Source organism: Saccharibacillus sp. CPCC 101409 (assembly GCF_030518235.1).
Classification (GTDB): domain Bacteria; phylum Bacillota; class Bacilli; order Paenibacillales; family Paenibacillaceae; genus Saccharibacillus.
In genome coordinates this window covers 1-14,832 of the sequence record NZ_JAULSA010000022.1, presented here as the reverse complement: position 1 = coordinate 14,832, position 14,832 = coordinate 1, and the positions used below count along the sequence as shown (strand labels likewise).

The following is a 14,832-nucleotide window of genomic DNA, read 5'->3' as shown; positions in this document are numbered from 1 at the left end:
TCATCCCATCCAGGTGGGGTTAAATGTGGTTAATGAAAGGAGTGGGTCAATCCGATGAATGTTTATTCGTTCAGCCGATTATCCAGCCCCTGGATAGTCCGCACAATGCTCGCTGTTTTGCTGTTTCTCTCGCTGCCCCTGACGGCTCTCGCCGAAACGAAAAGCAGTTCCAAGATCGGCATCATTTACAACGACAAGCCTCTCCAGCTCGGCGCCGCGCCGTACAGCAAGAACGGCACGACGCTGGTTCCCATGCGGCCTTTGTTCGAATCGCTCGGCATTAAGATCACGTGGAACGAAGCGGCGCAGACGATTCGCGGCACCAAAGGATCGCTCGATTTCACGCTCAAGGTCGGCAGCAAACAGGCAACCGTGAACGGAAAGTCCGTGCAGCTGTCCGAAGCGGCCGTAACCCGCGGCGGCTACACGTTCGTCCCTCTGCGATTTATCGGGGAAGCCAGCGGCGCGCTCGTGCTGTGGAACCCTTACCTCCAGGAAGTCAGCATCTACGACGACGCCTTTTTGAAACAGTACAACCTCACCCAGAAACAAGTCCAGGACGACTTTGCCAAATACCTCAAAGAACTGGCCGACAATCGCAAAAAAGACGACCAGAAAACGACCAAACCCGACAAAAAAGATTCGGGCAGCGAGCAGATGTGCACAAGATGGCGGTACGATCCTATTCTCGGCAGCATCTTGGACTGGTATCCTTGTCCGTAAAGTTTTAAATCGCAGCGTTTCGCTTTCCTTAAAACAGGCCGTCCTCGCCGAGGCAGCGGTCTGTTTGCCTGTGCGCATCCCCGGCTTCAAAAGAACGAATTTTAATTTTGACAATTCGCAATCGTTACAGTAAACTGTATAACAAACACTAAAGTGTAACACTATCCTTTTCATCATACGGAGGTGTGCGGTGAACGGTTATACGGCAAGGCAAATAGCGGAACTGCTGCAAAAAGACGACCCGCGCATGAATCTGCGAACGATCCGTTATTATACACAGATCGGCATGGTGCCTCCTCTCGAACTTTCGGGCAACAAGCGGGTGTACGGCGAGCGGCATCTGCACTGGTTTCGCGCAATCCTCACCCTGTCGCGCACAGGCGAAACGCTGTCCGCGATTCAAGACAAGCTGCGGCACCTGACGCCGGAAGAGATCGAGAAGATCGGCAGCCAGCTTCCGCTCTACGAGTCCAGCCGCATTCTCGAGAACGAAACGCTGCGCATCACCGACGACGTCGCAATGACGATCAGTCCCCGAATCTCCGCCGAGACGAAGCAGAAAATGATCGAGTCGGTGTCGCGGCTGCTGGAAGAAGGCGATCGGTAATGCTCGAGCTGAGATGGGCCAAATCCAAAATGGAAAACGAAGAAGGACTGAACTATTTGTGGATTCGCTGGGACGCGGAAGACACGGCGCGAGACCGAAGCTGCGAACTGCGGATCGACCTGCCGGACGGCCTGTTCCGCTCGCCGAGCCGGAATCCTTTTGCCGGAAACTCGCATGGATATCTCAAGGCGGACGCCCCGGCACGGGACGCGGTGCTGGAAGTATTCACCCGGCACGCGATCTCCTGCGGCGAACGGATGGTTACGGTCAGCTTGATCTCCGAAACGCGCACGCTAAGCCGAAACATCCCGATCGAGTTCGTCGGCGAAGACGATATGGACGGCGCCGCAATCGACGAAGAGGCAGTCGAACGGGCCGAAGAATGGAGCCGGGCTTCCTCTCTCCCGCCCGAAGCGGACCGAAGCGTTTGCGTGCTGCCGCAGTTTCCGGAAGACCGGCCGAACCAATACGCGTATCTGGAAAAAGAATACCGGATCGACGGATAAGATTCGGGAGCGTTGTCAAAAACAAACTCAGGCGGTGAAAAGCATGGAAACGAAGCAGCGGGAACACAAACCTGTGGAGTATACGGTCGAGTATCAGGACGTTTACGGCGTGCTGTATTTTACCAACGTTTATGCTTCCGATACGACCGATGCCAAAAGTCAGGTGCTGCGGCAGATCGCCGACGCAAAGATCAGAGCCGTGACGATCGTTGAGCGCGAAGCGGACGGCTCGACGGCCCAGACCGAACCGGACGCGGCGGAGGAAACTCCGAATGGGTAATGCATCGAACGTACCGGCGGCGCTGGAAGCTTCCGTACGCCGGCTGGAGAACGGCTCGCCATTCGCTCAGGGCGAGGGCAGCCGCGACAAATGGACCGGCGCCTGGTGGCATATGGCGGCGCTGCGCGAGATGGGCAAAGTGCGGCGCATTCCCGAGCCGGCGATTCTGGAAGCGAAAAAGCTGCTGCAAACCCGCGTATGGCCGGTGTTTGTGATCGCGGAGCAGGACGCTCCCGCGCATGAATCCGATCTGGATAAATGGGACTGCTGCCACTGCGAGCTCGCGGTGTTCTATATGATCCTGCAGGATTACGGCTGCGATCTGGACCGCGAGCTGCCGTGGATTCGCGAATGGCTGCTGGATCATCAGCTGCCCGACGGCGGACTCAACTGCGACCCGGACGCGTACCTGCATTCGCATAAAAGCTCGATCGTCTCCACCCTCCCGCCGCTCGAAGCGATCCTGCGCTGTACGAAGCGGGAATTTACGCAGCGGGAAAAAGACTTCCTGGACGAAGGCGCACGGTATCTGATCGAGCATAAGCTGGTGTGTTCGAAGTCGAGCGGGCAGGTGATTAACGAAGATTGGCTGAAACCGTGCTTTCCGAGGTTTTTCGAATACGATATCCTGCGCGGGCTGTCGTTTGTGACCGAATGGTCGAGGAAACGAGGCAAGCCGCTGCCGGACGGATTCGTCGAAGAAGCGCTGGAACGGGCGAAGCCTTATATCGGCAAGGACGGCGTGCGGATCGGCAGACAGGTCTGGGACCCGGACGGCGAATGGGGCGGCGGGACGTTTGCGCTGCTGGAGGCGCTGGCCGGGGTTGGGGAAGTATCGGAGTTTCTTTCTTTGGAGAAGAAAGAAATAGACCGCCCTTAAAGCGGCCATTGCATTGGGAGTCGTATTAGTGTTAACTCGTCTCAAATAGACGGGATAGCGTAAAACAGTAATTGTTATACTCGTTTATACGCGTACATGTTATACTATTCAAGCAGTAGAAAGGCTTATATGGGCGGTCGGCTAATCTCCCGGAAGGGAGGTGATGCTTCGTGGAAATCTATCAAACGCTAATGTTGATGATCTCGTTTGCGACGTTGGTGATTCTGATTCTTTCTTTCCACAACAAGAAATAGACCGCCCTCTCCAAAGGTAGCGGTCTATTTATAGAGCAACCTTCCAAAGCCAACCGCCCTTAAAAGCGGCTATTGCATCGGGAGTCGTGTTAGCGCACGGCTCCTCTTTCTTTGCTTATTTATAGTTCGATTATAACAGTAGCAGTTGAAAAGTTCAATTTGGAGATTGGGTAGTTGGTTTCACTTAGCTTGAATAACCACGTCACCCCTGCTACGTTCTCGCTTTCTGCACCTTCAGCAGCTTCCCTTTCACCGTCGTCTCCTGCATCGCTTTCAGCACTTTCGCGCCTTTGCCGTTCAGGATGTCCACATAGGTCACGGTCTCCTGCACGCTGATGATCCCGATATCTTCGGCCGTGATGCCTTCGATTCGTGCGATCGTACCGACGAAGTCGACCGGACGCAGCTTTTTCTTTTTGCCGCCGTTAAAATACAGCTTCATAATGTCCGCGTTCAGTTCTTCGCCTTTGACCTTCTTCGCTGCCGGACGGTCGCGCAGCTTGCGGTCGAACGCGCTCTGCGCTTCGGATACCGCGTAAGCGGAAGGTTCTTCGGCGCGCGGAAGTTCGAAGCCGATATAGTTTTCGATCGCACCGAGGAATTTGTCTTCGAACGGCGTCGCGAACGTGATCGCAATCCCGCTTTGTCCCGCGCGTCCGGTCCGGCCTGTGCGGTGGACGTAGCTTTCTTTTTCCATCGGCAGATCGTAGTTGATGACATGCGTGATCCGGTCGATGTCGATGCCGCGCGCCGCCACGTCGGTCGCGACCAGGTAACGGAACTTCCCGCTGCGGAACTCGTTCATCACGCGGTTGCGGTCGTCCTGTTCCATGCCGCCGTGGATCTTGTTGACCGGGTAGCCGAAGCGTTCCAGATGAAGCGCCGCCGCGTCCACATTATCCTTCGTCCGGCAGAAAATCATGCAGCTGTCCGGATTCTCGACTACCGTGACTTTTTGCAGCAGTGCCGGTTTGGACTTTTCGCCGACTCTGTACAGTCTATGCTGAATCTGCGTCTGCCGCTTATCCGCCGCCGAACCGATCTCGATATCGACCGGGTCGTTCATATAGCGGTGGCAGAGGCGTTCAACGTCCTGCGGAAGCGTCGCGGAGAACAGCATCGTGACCCGTTTCTTCGGCAGCTCGCGGATAATCTTCTCCAACTGCTCGATAAAGCCCATGCTCAGCATCTCGTCGGCTTCGTCGATCACCAGGTATTGAATGCGCTCCAGGTCGATGGTGTCTTTCTCGATATGATCCATCACGCGTCCGGGCGTACCGACGATCACGTGATTGCGCTGCATCAGCTCGCGCTTCTGCCGGTCGAACGGCTGCTTGCCGTAGATTGCCGCCGCTTTGATGCGCTTGAAACGCCCGATGTTCATGATGTCTTCTTTGACCTGGTCGGCCAGCTCGCGCGTCGGGGTCAGGATCAGCGCCTGCGGGCGGCTTTCTTCCCAGTCTAGCAGTTGGCACAGCGGAATGCCGTAGGCGGCCGTTTTGCCGCTGCCGGTGCGCGATTTGACGGTCACGTCGCGGCCTGCGAGAGCCTGCGGGATGACCTGCTGCTGGACGGAAGTCGGGGATGTGTAACCTAAAGTGTCGAGCGCGCGGGCGATTTCGGGGCTGAGGTTGTAGTCGGAAAAAGAAGCTTGGGAAGCTTCGATCGGTTGATTCTCGTTCATGGTTGTTTGGACTCCTTCGGTCTCGCCTGGTGCTTGGTGCGGATATCGGATAAGCGTAACACAGATCGGGGGAAAAGAGGACGGGTGTTTTGCTGTTTATTGCATTGAAATAACGCAAACAAGTAATTAAAATATCTCTTATTTGCGCATACGTGATATACTAATCAAGCAATAGAAAGGCTTATATGGGCGGTCGGCTAATCTCCTGTAAAGGAGGTGAAGCCTGTGGAAACTTATCAAACGCTGATGTTGATGATCTCGTTCGCAACGTTAGTGATCTTGATTCTTTCGTTCCACAATAAGAAATAGACCGCCCTCACCAAAGGTAGCGGTCTATTAACGATAGATCTCACCTAAAGCCAACCGCCCTTAAAAGCGGCTATTGCATCAGGAGTCGTGTTGACGCACGGCTCCTTTTGCTTTGCGTTCTTTGTTCTTCGATTATAGCAGGGTAGCCCGTAAAATTCAATTTGGAAAGCAAGCTCAACCTTTGCTCTCCGTATGAATCTCCGCTGTTCGATCGTCTGCCCGGCTCGCGAACTCCGCCAACCCCGACCGCACTTCCTCCGTCGACTTCGCCTCCATCAACTTTACTCTCAGCTCGCTCGCTCCGCGGAAACCGCGAACGTAAATCTTGAAGAATCGGGACAGCGCTTTGAAAGGACGCCGTTCCAGCTCCGAGGAATACCGGTCGTGCAGATCCAGATGAAGCTTCAGCAGATTCAGCAGTTCCTCGCTTCCGTGCTCTTTCGGCTCTTTCTCGAACGCAAACGGATTGTGAAAAATACCGCGCCCGATCATAATCCCGTCCACGCCATACTTCTCCGCCAGCTCCAACCCTTTTTGCCGATCCGGGATATCGCCGTTGATGGTCAGCAGCGTCTGCGGCGATATCTCGTCGCGCAGCTGCTTGATCGCCGGAATCAGCTCCCAGTGCGCGTCGGCTTTGCTCATTTCTTCGCGCGTCCGCAGGTGAATCGACAGATTGGCGATATCCTGCTTCAAGACATGGGTCAGCCAATCCCGCCATTCGTCGATCTCGGTGAAGCCGAGCCGAGTCTTGACGCTGACCGGCAGACCGCCGGCTTTGGCCGCCTGAATAATCTCCGCCGCGAGCTCGGGACGAAGAATCAGGCCGCTTCCTTTCCCGTTCTCCGCCACATTGTCCACCGGGCAGCCCATGTTGAGATCGATGCCTTTGAAGCCCTGCTGCGCCATGCCGATACTCATTTGACGAAAATAGTCCGGTTTGTCTCCCCAGATATGGGCCACCATCGGCTGCTCGTCTTCGGTAAACGTCAACCGCCCGCGCACGCTTTGATGCCCTTCCGGATGACAGAAGCTTTCGGTATTGGCGAACTCCGTAAAAAAGACGTCCGGTCTGGCCGCCGCGCTCACCACATGGCGAAATACGACGTCCGTAACGTCTTCCATCGGGGCCAGTATGAAAAAAGGACGGGGTAAGTCCTGCCAAAAGTTTGATGTCATGTTTAAAACCTCTCTATCTGATATTCGTGTCGGGATATTCTATTTCAAGCCGGTCTATTTAAGACACGCCCTGGTCAAACAGGCGACAAAATCGCTTCGAGATTCCGGTCAAGCAGCGTTCCCAACCGCATCGCCATAAAGTCGGGAGAATAAGGCTTTCCATTCTTGAACCACCACTCCACGATCCCTACGATCGCCGCCCCCAGGAACTGGATATCGATATCGACACCGTCTGCCGCATCCCGGCCGCTTTGTTGGGAACTCCGCTTCCCTTTCTCCAACTCCCGAAGGAAAAATTCCAGGAACCGATTGCGAAAAAAGAGGCTCCCTTTACTGGCAAGCAGTGCGGAAAAGAATAACGAATGGCGCTCGAAATACTCGAACCACAATACTCCGGCTTCCCGATAATCGGCGGCGTCGTCCGTCGAATCGCAAATCTTCCGCAAATCGTCGATATGCTCTTCGATCAGTTTATCCAAAAGATCGAATTTGTCCAGATAATGCAGATAAATTGTTTTGCGGCTGACGTCCGCCCGCTCCGAGATGTCCTGGATCGTGATCTGATCGAATTCCTGTTCGTTCATTAATTCAATTACGGCCCGTTTGATCGCTTCCCGGGATTTACGTATTCGCCGATCCACTTTGACCACTTAAACGGCACCCGCCTTTCGCATCGTAAAGACACAATTTCAGGGGAGGTGTGTACTAATACACGAAACTCCCCTTTTTACAAATTGCATCCCTTTTATTTCCGTCTACAATTATACATAATCGTTTCTTAGTACACTAGTGTGTATTTATCGTTTCGAAACGAAGCTGTTAAAGATCCCTGTTGAAGGAGAATTCATGAATGAAAATTGCGGTTATCGGAGCGACCGGAGGAACCGGAAGTCAAGTGGTGAAGCAGGCGCTTGAGCAGGGACATGAGGTGATCGCCGTGGCGCGGCGGCCGGAAGCCGTCGTTCCCGCGCAGCGGCTCATCGTGCGGCGGGGAGATGTATTCGACGAATCGGATATAGTCAACGCCATCGCCGGCGCGGATGCGGTCATCAGCTGTATCGGTCCGCCGAGCGGCGTTTCGACGAACGGTGCGCAGGGCAAATTTTTCAATTTCAAGGCGGGTATGCGCGTAATGGCGGCCAACTACACACCGGGCACGATCATGTCGGAAGGCATGGCGAATATCCTGACCGCCAGCCGGCGCGGCGGAGTAAAACGGCTGGTGATGCAAAGCGGCATTAATTTGAGCGAGGGCACAGAACTATCCGCCTTTAATCGTCGGGCGGTCCGCATCATGCGCCGGATCTACCGGAAAGCCATCGAAGATAAAGCGATTGCCGAACAAGCTGTAAGGCAAAGTAATCTGGACTGGGTCATTGTTCGGGCGTCGCTCCTTCGATATGCCGACGGCACGCTGAACTACACGGCCGGTCCGGCCGCTCGCATCTCGCTGCTTCGGGCGCTGCCTTTTGCGGACTGCGCCGACTGCCTGGTGCGAGCGGCGGTGAGCGAGCCCGGCTGGACCGGGAAGATCGTGAACGTCGGACGATAAACCGTATAACGGACTTTTAGCGGAGAGGAGCACGATAATGCCGCACGAAAAATGGACCTACGATCAGATTCCCGACCAGAGCGGAAAAGTCGTCCTCATTACGGGAGCCAACTCCGGCCTGGGCTATCAGGAAGCGCTGATGCTGGCACAAAAAGGCGCGGAAGTGATTCTGGCAAGCCGTGACGCAAACAAAGTCGGAGCCGCGATCCAACAAATTGCCGAGCAGGTTCCCCGCGCAAAGTTGTCCGGGATAAAGCTCGATCTGGCCGACCTGGATTCGGTATCCGAATGCGCGGAAGAGGTGCGGCGGAAGTACGGGCGCCTTGATCTGCTAATCAACAATGCAGGCGTGATGATTCCTCCGTTCTCGCATACCAAGAAGGGCTTCGAGCTTCAATTCGGAACCAATCACCTGGGGCATTTCGCGCTGACGGGTCGGCTGCTTCCGCTTATTCTGCAAACCCCGGATTCGCGAATCGCGTCGATGACGAGTTTGGCGGGCGTGATGGGCTCGATCCATCTGAACGATCTTAATTACGAACGCAGACGTTACGTCAAAATGGCGGCTTACGGACAAAGCAAGCTCGCAAATCTTATGTTTATCCGCGAGTTGGCCGCCCGGTTGAAACAGTCCGGTTCGAGCACGACAGCGGCCGCCGCGCATCCCGGAGGCTCTCCCACCAATCTGCAAAAAAGCGGCGGATTTTTATTCCGGCGCGTGTTGACCCCGTTAACTTCTCAGCCGGCTTCGGAAGGCGCGCTGTCGATCCTGCGCGCAGCCTGCGATCCCATGGCCGCCAACGGTTCGTTCTGGGCGCCTTCCGGCCTGCTCGGCTTGACCGGTTCGCCGAAGGAAATCAAGATGCCGGCGAAAGCGGTTGATCCGGCTCTGTGCGGACAGCTGTGGGAGATCAGCGAGCGATTGACCGGCGTTGCTTATTCGCTGCCGCCTCAACGCTGAACCATCACGATGAAGCGAGAAAAAGTTCCGGCGGCGCTTACAAGGTTCCGGGAAATTTGCGTCACAAAAAGCCTGAACGGGCATCCCGCTCAGACTTCGTCGTTTCGTACTTTTAATGAAACTTATTTCTTCACCAGCACCGTCACGCACTCCACCTGGCTCGTCTGCGGGAACATATCCACCGGCTGTACCGATTGGATCTCGTAGCCGCCGTCCAGCAGCACTTTGCAGTCTTTCGCCAGGGTCGAAGGGTTGCAGGACACGTAGACGAATTTCTGCGGCTTCGCGCGCAGCACCGTCTCTAAGAACTTGCGATCCAGGCCAACGCGCGGAGGGTCGGCGACGATCACGTCCGGGGCCAGGCCGTCTTTGGCCCAGCGCGGCAGCAGGTCTTCGACTTCGCCGGCGAAGAATTGGGCGTTGTCTCGGCCGTTCAGGGCGGCGTTGCGCCGCGCGTCTTCGACGGCTTCGGGGATGACTTCGATGCCGCGGATCTCGGCGGCATACGGGGCCAGCCACAGGCCGATGGTGCCTGTGCCGCAGTAGGCGTCGACGACGGTCTCTTTGCCCGTGAGGGCGGCGGCGGTCCGGACGGTCTCGTACAGTTTGACCGTCTGCTCCGGATTGAGCTGGAAGAACGCCCGCGGCGACAGCTCAAAGTTCAGGTCGCCGAGCGATTCCTTCATCGCTTCGGAGCCCCAGAGGCTGATCGTGCGTTCGCCGAAGATCAGCGGGGTCTTGAGCGGGTTCACGTTGAGCGACAACCCGCTCATCTCCGGCAGTTCGAGCCGCAGGCGCTCGATCAGGTCGCCCTGGCGCGGCAGGTCGGCCGTCTCGGTCACCAGCGTGACCTGGAGTTCGCCGGACTGGAAGCCCGCGCGCACGACGATGGTGCGCACGCCTTTGCGCGGACCGCTGTCTTTGATATCGCTGCGCCCGCCCCGGCTGTCGCCTTTGGACAGCGGGATATTCAGTTCGCCGAGCACGGCTTTGACGCGGTCGATCGCGCGGTTGACCTGCGGGTGCTGGATCGGGCAGCCGCTGATGTCCACGATCTCGTGAGTGCCGATCTCGTACAGGCCGGCGATAATCTCGCTTTTCGATCCTTTGACGTCGCGGCGCTCGACTTGAAGCTGCGCTTTGTTGCGGTAATCCCACGGCCGGTCCATGCCGAGGGTCGGCTTGATCTTGAGATCGTTCAGCTTCGCGTAGCGGCTGAACGCTTCGCGCACGATGTCCAGCTTGGCACGCAGTTGTCCCTCGTACGAAATATGCTGGATCTGGCAGCCGCCGCAGATCCCGAATACGGGACAAGGCGGTTCCACCCGGTCGGGCGATTTCTTTTCCACTTCAAGCAGCCTGGCCTTCAGGAATTTCTCCTGCGTCTCCAGCACTTCCGCTTTGACCACTTCGTTCGTGATCGCGCCGTCGATAAAGACCGCTTTGCGCCGGTAGTAGCCGACGCCTTCGCCGTTGATGCCGATGCGCTTGATCGTCACGACGATGCCGTCGCCGACTTTGATCTGCTCGGCGTCCGCCGGAGCAGCCGGACTTTTCTCCGCCGCGCCGCCGCCCGGATACGGATTTTTGCCTACTGCCGCGGACGGCCGCTGCACATACCCGTCTTTCGTTTTGCCCATATCCGCGCCGACCGCATCCGGTTTACTGCCCGCGTAAGGTCGACCCGACGCCGAAACCGGCTTTCCGCGCTTGCCGCCCGTTTTGGGCTGCCCGGACGTTTGGCTCGCCGCGGCTGCGTTTGCACGCTCGCTTTGGCGCTTCTCGTAACGCTCGCTCGGGCTGAGGCGTTCCGCTTCGCCGACCGGTTTGGCCGGGCGCGGCTGCGCCGAAGAACGGCCGCGTCCCGCTGCAGAGCCGCGTTCGCCGCGTTCTTGGCGCGGAGCCGGGTTTGGCTTGCGCTTTTCCGCCGCCGAATCCGCGTTTGCGCTTTGTGCCGCCGCAGCCGTATCGACCGCGCTTCCGACACTTTTTTCTTTGCCCGGCAGCGCATTGCGCTTAACGCCCGGCTTTTTTTTGCCCGAAGGCCGATTTTTCTTTTTTTCCGCTTTTGCCGTTTGAAGTTTGCGCTCCTTGCGGCTGATTCCGGTAGACTTGTCTTTTTGCTCGCTCATGATCGTTAACTCTCCATCTATATTAAAATTGGATACTGCTCGCACTCGTTTATCCAACGTCCGTCCGCATTGTTTCCGTGTTCACTATACCATGAATAATGGAAGAAAAACGATACATTCCGGGATCCGCTCCCGCAGACGGCCAAAAACTCCGGCTCCGCGGGCGGGCACGCGCCTGAACGCGCCGTTCGCCGGGCGGAGCCGGAGCCTTGCAATCGTTATCGGCTCCGTGTATCTTACTCGTACCGTCCCGCCGCGAACAGCAGGAACGCCAATCTTTCCCATTCCACATCGCTCCGGCGCTTAATCTTCTCCGTTCCCGGAAAACGGCTCGCGGCTTCGCCCGGCTTTTCCACGCCGTCTTCGACCCACGAAGCGATCCCCTGCAAATAATCTTCCAGCGTCGGATTCGCCCAAGCCTCGCGGTTATGCTCCAGATCGTTCGTTAACCGGTGCACAAACGCGATAAACGCTTCTCGCCCGTCGATCTTTTCCAACTCTTCGTAAATATTCACACGCTCCACTCCTGTCTTTATCTGTATGGGTTCTTCGCCTGTCCGTTACCCGCACGCTCGATTTGGAGACATACCGTACACCGAAAGCGGGTTATCCAGCTTATGGGGAAAATGCGGAAGATTCGCAGTCTGGCCGCACATCGTACAATACGTAGAAAAAGCCCTCTCGGATTTAGGCCGAGAGAGCTATTTTAGAGCCATTTTAAAGAAAAATTGTAGATATTCAGCACCGGATTCGGTTCCGGGAAGCCATCAGTAAGCCGTCCAGCCCGCGTCCGCGGCAAGCGTTACGCCGTTCACGAAGCTGGCGTCGTCGGAACCGAGGAACAGCGCCACCTTGGCAATCTCGTCCGGTTCGCCGACGCGCGGATTGAGGTTCATGCCGGCCATCGCGCGCTGCGCGCCGAATTCGCTCGGCTGCGTCATGGACGCGGAGATATTGGTCGCCACGCCGCCCGGCGCGATCGCGTTGCAGCGGATGCCTTTGACCGCGTACTGGAAGCCGACGTTCTTCGTCAGGCCGACCACCGCGTGCTTGGACGCCGTGTAAGCCGCGCCCGCGCGCGAACCGTTGAGCCCGCCCGCCGAAGCGACGTTCACGATCACGCCCCGCCCTTTTTCCAGGAAGATCGGAAGGGCTTTGCGAATCGCGCGCATCGGGCCGGTTGTGTTGATCGCAAATACACGCTCCCACAGTTCGTCCGTCAGCTCGCCCGCGGGCACGAAGTTGTCCATGATGCCGGCGTTGTTGACAAGGATATCAAGCGTACCGTACTTCTGCACCGTTTGATCGACCAGCGCCTGAATGTCTTCTTCGGACGCCACGTTCGTTTTGATCGCAAACGCTTCGCCGCCCGCGTCCTTGATCTCCTGCGTCACTTTTTCCGCCGCTTCGAGATTGATGTCCGAGACCGCCACTTTCGCGCCTTCCGCCGCGTACAGGATCGCGATGCTGCGCCCCATGCCGGATGCCGCGCCTGTTACGATTGCCGTTTTGCCCTGAAGTTTCATCGTTGTATCCTCCCCGAAGTTGCCGCAGATTTGGTATGATGTTCGTGAACAATTGTTCATTATTTTACTTTAAATTCAGTATAAACAAACTTGAACAACTTTGACAGTGTGTAAAAGAAAGCGCTTTTGTGCGTTAACAAACATTCGGCATCCGATTTGTCGATTAGCCGGGGTTTGCAGCAGCAAGCAAGAGAAGGAGGGGAACGATTTGAGCGCCAACCCGCCGAACGAAGAAGCGCATACAGCGGCCGCCGGCGCGGAGGAAACGACCGACCGCCGCGTCCGCAAGTCCAAAGCCGCGCTCAAGGAAACGCTGATCCGCCTGATGCGGCAGCGCGAGTTCAAACACATCTCCATCACCGACCTGGTGCGCGGCGCGGACCTGAACCGCGGCACGTTTTACAAGCATTACCAGACCAAAGAAGAACTGCTGGCCGAAGCCGTCGACGACGCGATCAACGACCTGGTCGATTCGTTTCGCGCGCCTTACCGGAATGCGGAATCGTTCGCCGTCAGCGAACTGAGCGCTTCGGCCGTCACCATCTTCGAACATGTGCACCGCCACGCCGCTTTCTATACCCTGATCGTCGAATCGCAGGCGCTGCCGGGCTTTCCCGACCGCATCTGCGGCGTAATCAAAGGACTGACTCTGCACGACCTCAGCGGCGAACATTTCAATCCCCGGATCGACCGCGAGCTGTACGCCGGCTACCAGTCTTACGCGATCTGGGGCATGATTCTGGGATGGATTCGCGGCGGATTCGCCCATTCCCCCGTTTATATGGCCGAGCAGCTGCTGGAGTTTGTGCGCAGCGCCCCGGCGGATGTGGTGTTTCGCAGCGGCGGGAGCGGGGAACGGAAGCTTTGACTTCCCCTAAAAAAAGTTCGGTTGATCGGCCTGCCGCTTCCTGCTCCGATACGCCGAAAAACCGCGACCCCAGTTCCCCGGGTTTCGCGGTTTTTCGGCTGCTTCAGCGGGCTCCCGCTTTGCGTTTGCCGCGTGCGGCCGGAGCCGACGGGACGTAAGGCGAAGCGCTCTGGTCCATGCGCGTCAGCCAGATGTAGATCAGCAGGCCGAGAATCGGGATCAGCCCGAGCAGCGCGGTCGCCTGCGGCAGCGAGCGGCGGCGCGAGCCGGTATAGATCGCGTACACCGACAGCAGCGTGAGCAGGCCGAAGTCGATCGTCATTACGTTGACAAAACGCGACGCGCGGAATGCTTCGGCATACGCGTTCAGATCGCCCGCGAGCAGCCCGCAACCCATCGTCAGCAGCGTGAGCAGAAACAGGATGCCGTGCGTAACCGGCGATTCCGCGGTGCGGCGGATCCCTTCGGACAGCCGCAGCCCGTGGGCGCCGGCGTGGGTATGCGAAGTGAGAATATAGTACGGCAGCAGCGCGAACGCGCCGAGCGCAAACGACAGCAGCACAAACGGCCAGGCCGGAACTTTCCGGTCGTCGTGGCGCAGCAGCATGCAGGCGTAGGCGAGCGGAAACAATCCGAGCAGCGTGAACATGGCCAGCAGCGACGGCTCGTCCGCCTGCAGCGTGATCAGCGGCACAAACCAGGGGTCTTCCCCTCCGCCCGTTCCGGGCGCGAAGAACAGCGCGTATCCAACGAAGGCCAGCCAGACGATGAGCAGCAGCACGCGGGTCATGGCGGTCACACCTTTCCGTATGGTGGGATGGTTCGTGCGTTTGTCGCAGGGTGTTTACTCTTTATTAACCGGATTGGCGGCCTGTGGACAGCGAGCTTGGAAAAAGGTTGTGCGGGCGGGGCGCAGGATTCGGCGCGGCTTGCGCTGCGGCGGATGCTGCGCGATCGATACGGCGAAGGCATATCGACAAAGAGACGCCCCGGCCTTGGGGAGGCCGGGGCGTCTCTTGAAGTCTGCCCGAATCCATCTGTTCGTTGAAGCGGTCCGCGAGTTTAGCGGTTCATCGAAGCCGCGCGAATGGCGTCGTACGCCCAGTAGCTGCCGGCTACGTCTTTCCACTGCCCGCTGCCCGCTTCGCTGCGCGACGCGTCCAGTCCGATCAAGCGGTTAATCATCGACACCGCTTCGGCGCGGGTGATATCCCGGTTCGGCTTGAAGCTGCCGTCGGCATAGCCCGTAATCACGCCCGCCGCTTGCAGTCGGCCGGCCGCCTGAGCCGCCCAATGGCTGCCGCTCAGGTCGCTGAAGCTTGCCGCTGTCGTTGTCGATGCCGACGTTTGCGGCAGCAGCTTCGCCAGCAC

18 protein-coding genes are annotated in these 14,832 nt (G+C 57.6%); 10 read left to right on the top strand and 8 right to left on the bottom strand.

Annotated elements, in window-relative coordinates; all coding sequences use genetic code 11:
* Nucleotides 1-105 precede the first annotated feature (105 nt).
* From QWJ34_RS24840 to QWJ34_RS27145, 6 genes are all read left to right on the top strand, one after another.
* On the top strand, nucleotides 106-723 hold the full coding sequence (locus tag QWJ34_RS24840) for a copper amine oxidase N-terminal domain-containing protein (protein ID WP_302731790.1): 618 nt from the start codon (nucleotides 106-108) through the stop codon (nucleotides 721-723).
* Between the two features lie 190 nt (nucleotides 724-913).
* The gene (locus QWJ34_RS24835; RefSeq protein WP_302731789.1) at nucleotides 914-1,330 is read left to right on the top strand and encodes a MerR family transcriptional regulator; all 417 of its coding nucleotides are present in this window, start codon (nucleotides 914-916) and stop codon (nucleotides 1,328-1,330) included.
* Nucleotides 1,330-1,836, top strand: coding sequence for a hypothetical protein (locus tag QWJ34_RS24830; protein WP_302731788.1), 507 nt, complete (start codon nucleotides 1,330-1,332; stop codon nucleotides 1,834-1,836). Before QWJ34_RS24835 ends, QWJ34_RS24830 begins: the two co-directional genes overlap by 1 nt.
* A gap of 43 nt (nucleotides 1,837-1,879) precedes the next feature.
* Nucleotides 1,880-2,116: a hypothetical protein gene (locus tag QWJ34_RS24825; protein ID WP_302731787.1), complete on the top strand. Its 237-nt coding sequence runs from the start codon at nucleotides 1,880-1,882 to the stop codon at nucleotides 2,114-2,116.
* Nucleotides 2,109-2,996 carry a prenyltransferase/squalene oxidase repeat-containing protein gene (locus QWJ34_RS24820; protein ID WP_302731786.1) on the top strand — a complete coding sequence of 296 codons (888 nt, stop codon included), beginning with the start codon at nucleotides 2,109-2,111 and terminating at the stop codon, nucleotides 2,994-2,996. Before QWJ34_RS24825 ends, QWJ34_RS24820 begins: the two co-directional genes overlap by 8 nt.
* Before the next feature lie 170 nt (nucleotides 2,997-3,166).
* Entirely contained in the window at nucleotides 3,167-3,250 is an 84-nt protein-coding gene (locus QWJ34_RS27145) for a putative holin-like toxin (RefSeq protein ID WP_368047151.1), read from the top strand.
* A gap of 211 nt (nucleotides 3,251-3,461) precedes the next feature.
* Here QWJ34_RS27145 and QWJ34_RS24815 read toward each other — a convergent pair whose 3' ends face one another.
* The gene (locus QWJ34_RS24815; RefSeq protein ID WP_302731785.1) at nucleotides 3,462-4,934 is read right to left on the bottom strand and encodes a DEAD/DEAH box helicase; all 1,473 of its coding nucleotides are present in this window, start codon (nucleotides 4,932-4,934) and stop codon (nucleotides 3,462-3,464) included.
* A gap of 216 nt (nucleotides 4,935-5,150) precedes the next feature.
* On the opposite strand from QWJ34_RS24815, the gene QWJ34_RS27140 reads away from it, so the two are divergent.
* Nucleotides 5,151-5,243, top strand: a complete 93-nt coding sequence (locus QWJ34_RS27140) for a putative holin-like toxin (RefSeq protein WP_368047141.1) — start codon at nucleotides 5,151-5,153, stop codon at nucleotides 5,241-5,243.
* Nucleotides 5,244-5,417: 174 nt separating this feature from the next.
* Here QWJ34_RS27140 and QWJ34_RS24810 read toward each other — a convergent pair whose 3' ends face one another.
* Nucleotides 5,418-6,422, bottom strand: coding sequence for a tRNA dihydrouridine synthase (locus QWJ34_RS24810; protein WP_302731784.1), 1,005 nt, complete (start codon nucleotides 6,420-6,422; stop codon nucleotides 5,418-5,420).
* Nucleotides 6,423-6,496: 74 nt separating this feature from the next.
* The gene (locus QWJ34_RS24805; protein WP_302731783.1) at nucleotides 6,497-7,072 is read right to left on the bottom strand and encodes a TetR/AcrR family transcriptional regulator; all 576 of its coding nucleotides are present in this window, start codon (nucleotides 7,070-7,072) and stop codon (nucleotides 6,497-6,499) included.
* 200 nt (nucleotides 7,073-7,272) lie between these two features.
* Between QWJ34_RS24805 and QWJ34_RS24800 the strand changes: the two genes are divergently transcribed.
* Together QWJ34_RS24800 and QWJ34_RS24795 are read left to right on the top strand one after the other, a co-directional pair.
* Nucleotides 7,273-7,974, top strand: coding sequence for an NAD(P)-dependent oxidoreductase (locus tag QWJ34_RS24800; protein ID WP_302731782.1), 702 nt, complete (start codon nucleotides 7,273-7,275; stop codon nucleotides 7,972-7,974).
* A gap of 37 nt (nucleotides 7,975-8,011) precedes the next feature.
* Nucleotides 8,012-8,935 (top strand): oxidoreductase, encoded by a 924-nt coding sequence (locus tag QWJ34_RS24795; protein WP_302731781.1) that lies wholly within the window; start codon nucleotides 8,012-8,014, stop codon nucleotides 8,933-8,935.
* Between the two features lie 122 nt (nucleotides 8,936-9,057).
* Here the strand turns inward: QWJ34_RS24795 and rlmD are convergent, their stop codons facing one another.
* The 3 genes from rlmD to QWJ34_RS24780 form a co-directional block, all read right to left on the bottom strand.
* On the bottom strand, nucleotides 9,058-10,575 hold the full coding sequence (rlmD, locus tag QWJ34_RS24790) for a 23S rRNA (uracil(1939)-C(5))-methyltransferase RlmD (protein WP_302731823.1): 1,518 nt from the start codon (nucleotides 10,573-10,575) through the stop codon (nucleotides 9,058-9,060).
* 728 nt (nucleotides 10,576-11,303) lie between these two features.
* A complete protein-coding gene (locus tag QWJ34_RS24785; RefSeq protein ID WP_302731780.1) occupies nucleotides 11,304-11,582 on the bottom strand; it encodes a DUF7660 family protein in 279 nt (92 codons plus the stop codon).
* Between the two features lie 252 nt (nucleotides 11,583-11,834).
* Nucleotides 11,835-12,593, bottom strand: coding sequence for an SDR family oxidoreductase (locus QWJ34_RS24780; protein ID WP_302731779.1), 759 nt, complete (start codon nucleotides 12,591-12,593; stop codon nucleotides 11,835-11,837).
* Between the two features lie 208 nt (nucleotides 12,594-12,801).
* Here QWJ34_RS24780 and QWJ34_RS24775 point away from each other — a divergent pair, with 208 nt between their 5' ends.
* Entirely contained in the window at nucleotides 12,802-13,461 is a 660-nt protein-coding gene (locus QWJ34_RS24775) for a TetR/AcrR family transcriptional regulator (RefSeq protein ID WP_302731778.1), read from the top strand.
* Nucleotides 13,462-13,564: 103 nt separating this feature from the next.
* Here the strand turns inward: QWJ34_RS24775 and QWJ34_RS24770 are convergent, their stop codons facing one another.
* Together QWJ34_RS24770 and QWJ34_RS24765 are read right to left on the bottom strand one after the other, a co-directional pair.
* Complete coding sequence (locus tag QWJ34_RS24770; RefSeq protein WP_302731777.1) at nucleotides 13,565-14,251, bottom strand: hypothetical protein; 687 nt, start codon at nucleotides 14,249-14,251, stop codon at nucleotides 13,565-13,567.
* A gap of 272 nt (nucleotides 14,252-14,523) precedes the next feature.
* The coding region (locus QWJ34_RS24765; protein ID WP_302731776.1) for an S-layer homology domain-containing protein at nucleotides 14,524-14,832 on the bottom strand (309 nt) is incomplete at its 5' end.

Coding starts and splice junctions, on each gene's coding strand:
- QWJ34_RS24815 (WP_302731785.1), bottom strand. CDS start 4,934: ATGAACGAGAATCAACCGATCGAAGCTTCCCAAGCTTCTTTTTCCGAC.
- QWJ34_RS24825 (WP_302731787.1), top strand. CDS start 1,880: ATGGAAACGAAGCAGCGGGAACACAAACCTGTGGAGTATACGGTCGAG.
- QWJ34_RS24795 (WP_302731781.1), top strand. CDS start 8,012: ATGCCGCACGAAAAATGGACCTACGATCAGATTCCCGACCAGAGCGGA.
- QWJ34_RS24770 (WP_302731777.1), bottom strand. CDS start 14,251: ATGACCCGCGTGCTGCTGCTCATCGTCTGGCTGGCCTTCGTTGGATAC.
- QWJ34_RS24840 (WP_302731790.1), top strand. CDS start 106: ATGCTCGCTGTTTTGCTGTTTCTCTCGCTGCCCCTGACGGCTCTCGCC.
- QWJ34_RS24830 (WP_302731788.1), top strand. CDS start 1,330: ATGCTCGAGCTGAGATGGGCCAAATCCAAAATGGAAAACGAAGAAGGA.
- QWJ34_RS24820 (WP_302731786.1), top strand. CDS start 2,109: ATGGGTAATGCATCGAACGTACCGGCGGCGCTGGAAGCTTCCGTACGC.
- QWJ34_RS24780 (WP_302731779.1), bottom strand. CDS start 12,593: ATGAAACTTCAGGGCAAAACGGCAATCGTAACAGGCGCGGCATCCGGC.
- QWJ34_RS24810 (WP_302731784.1), bottom strand. CDS start 6,422: ATGACATCAAACTTTTGGCAGGACTTACCCCGTCCTTTTTTCATACTG.
- rlmD (WP_302731823.1), bottom strand. CDS start 10,575: ATGGGCAAAACGAAAGACGGGTATGTGCAGCGGCCGTCCGCGGCAGTA.
- QWJ34_RS24800 (WP_302731782.1), top strand. CDS start 7,273: ATGAAAATTGCGGTTATCGGAGCGACCGGAGGAACCGGAAGTCAAGTG.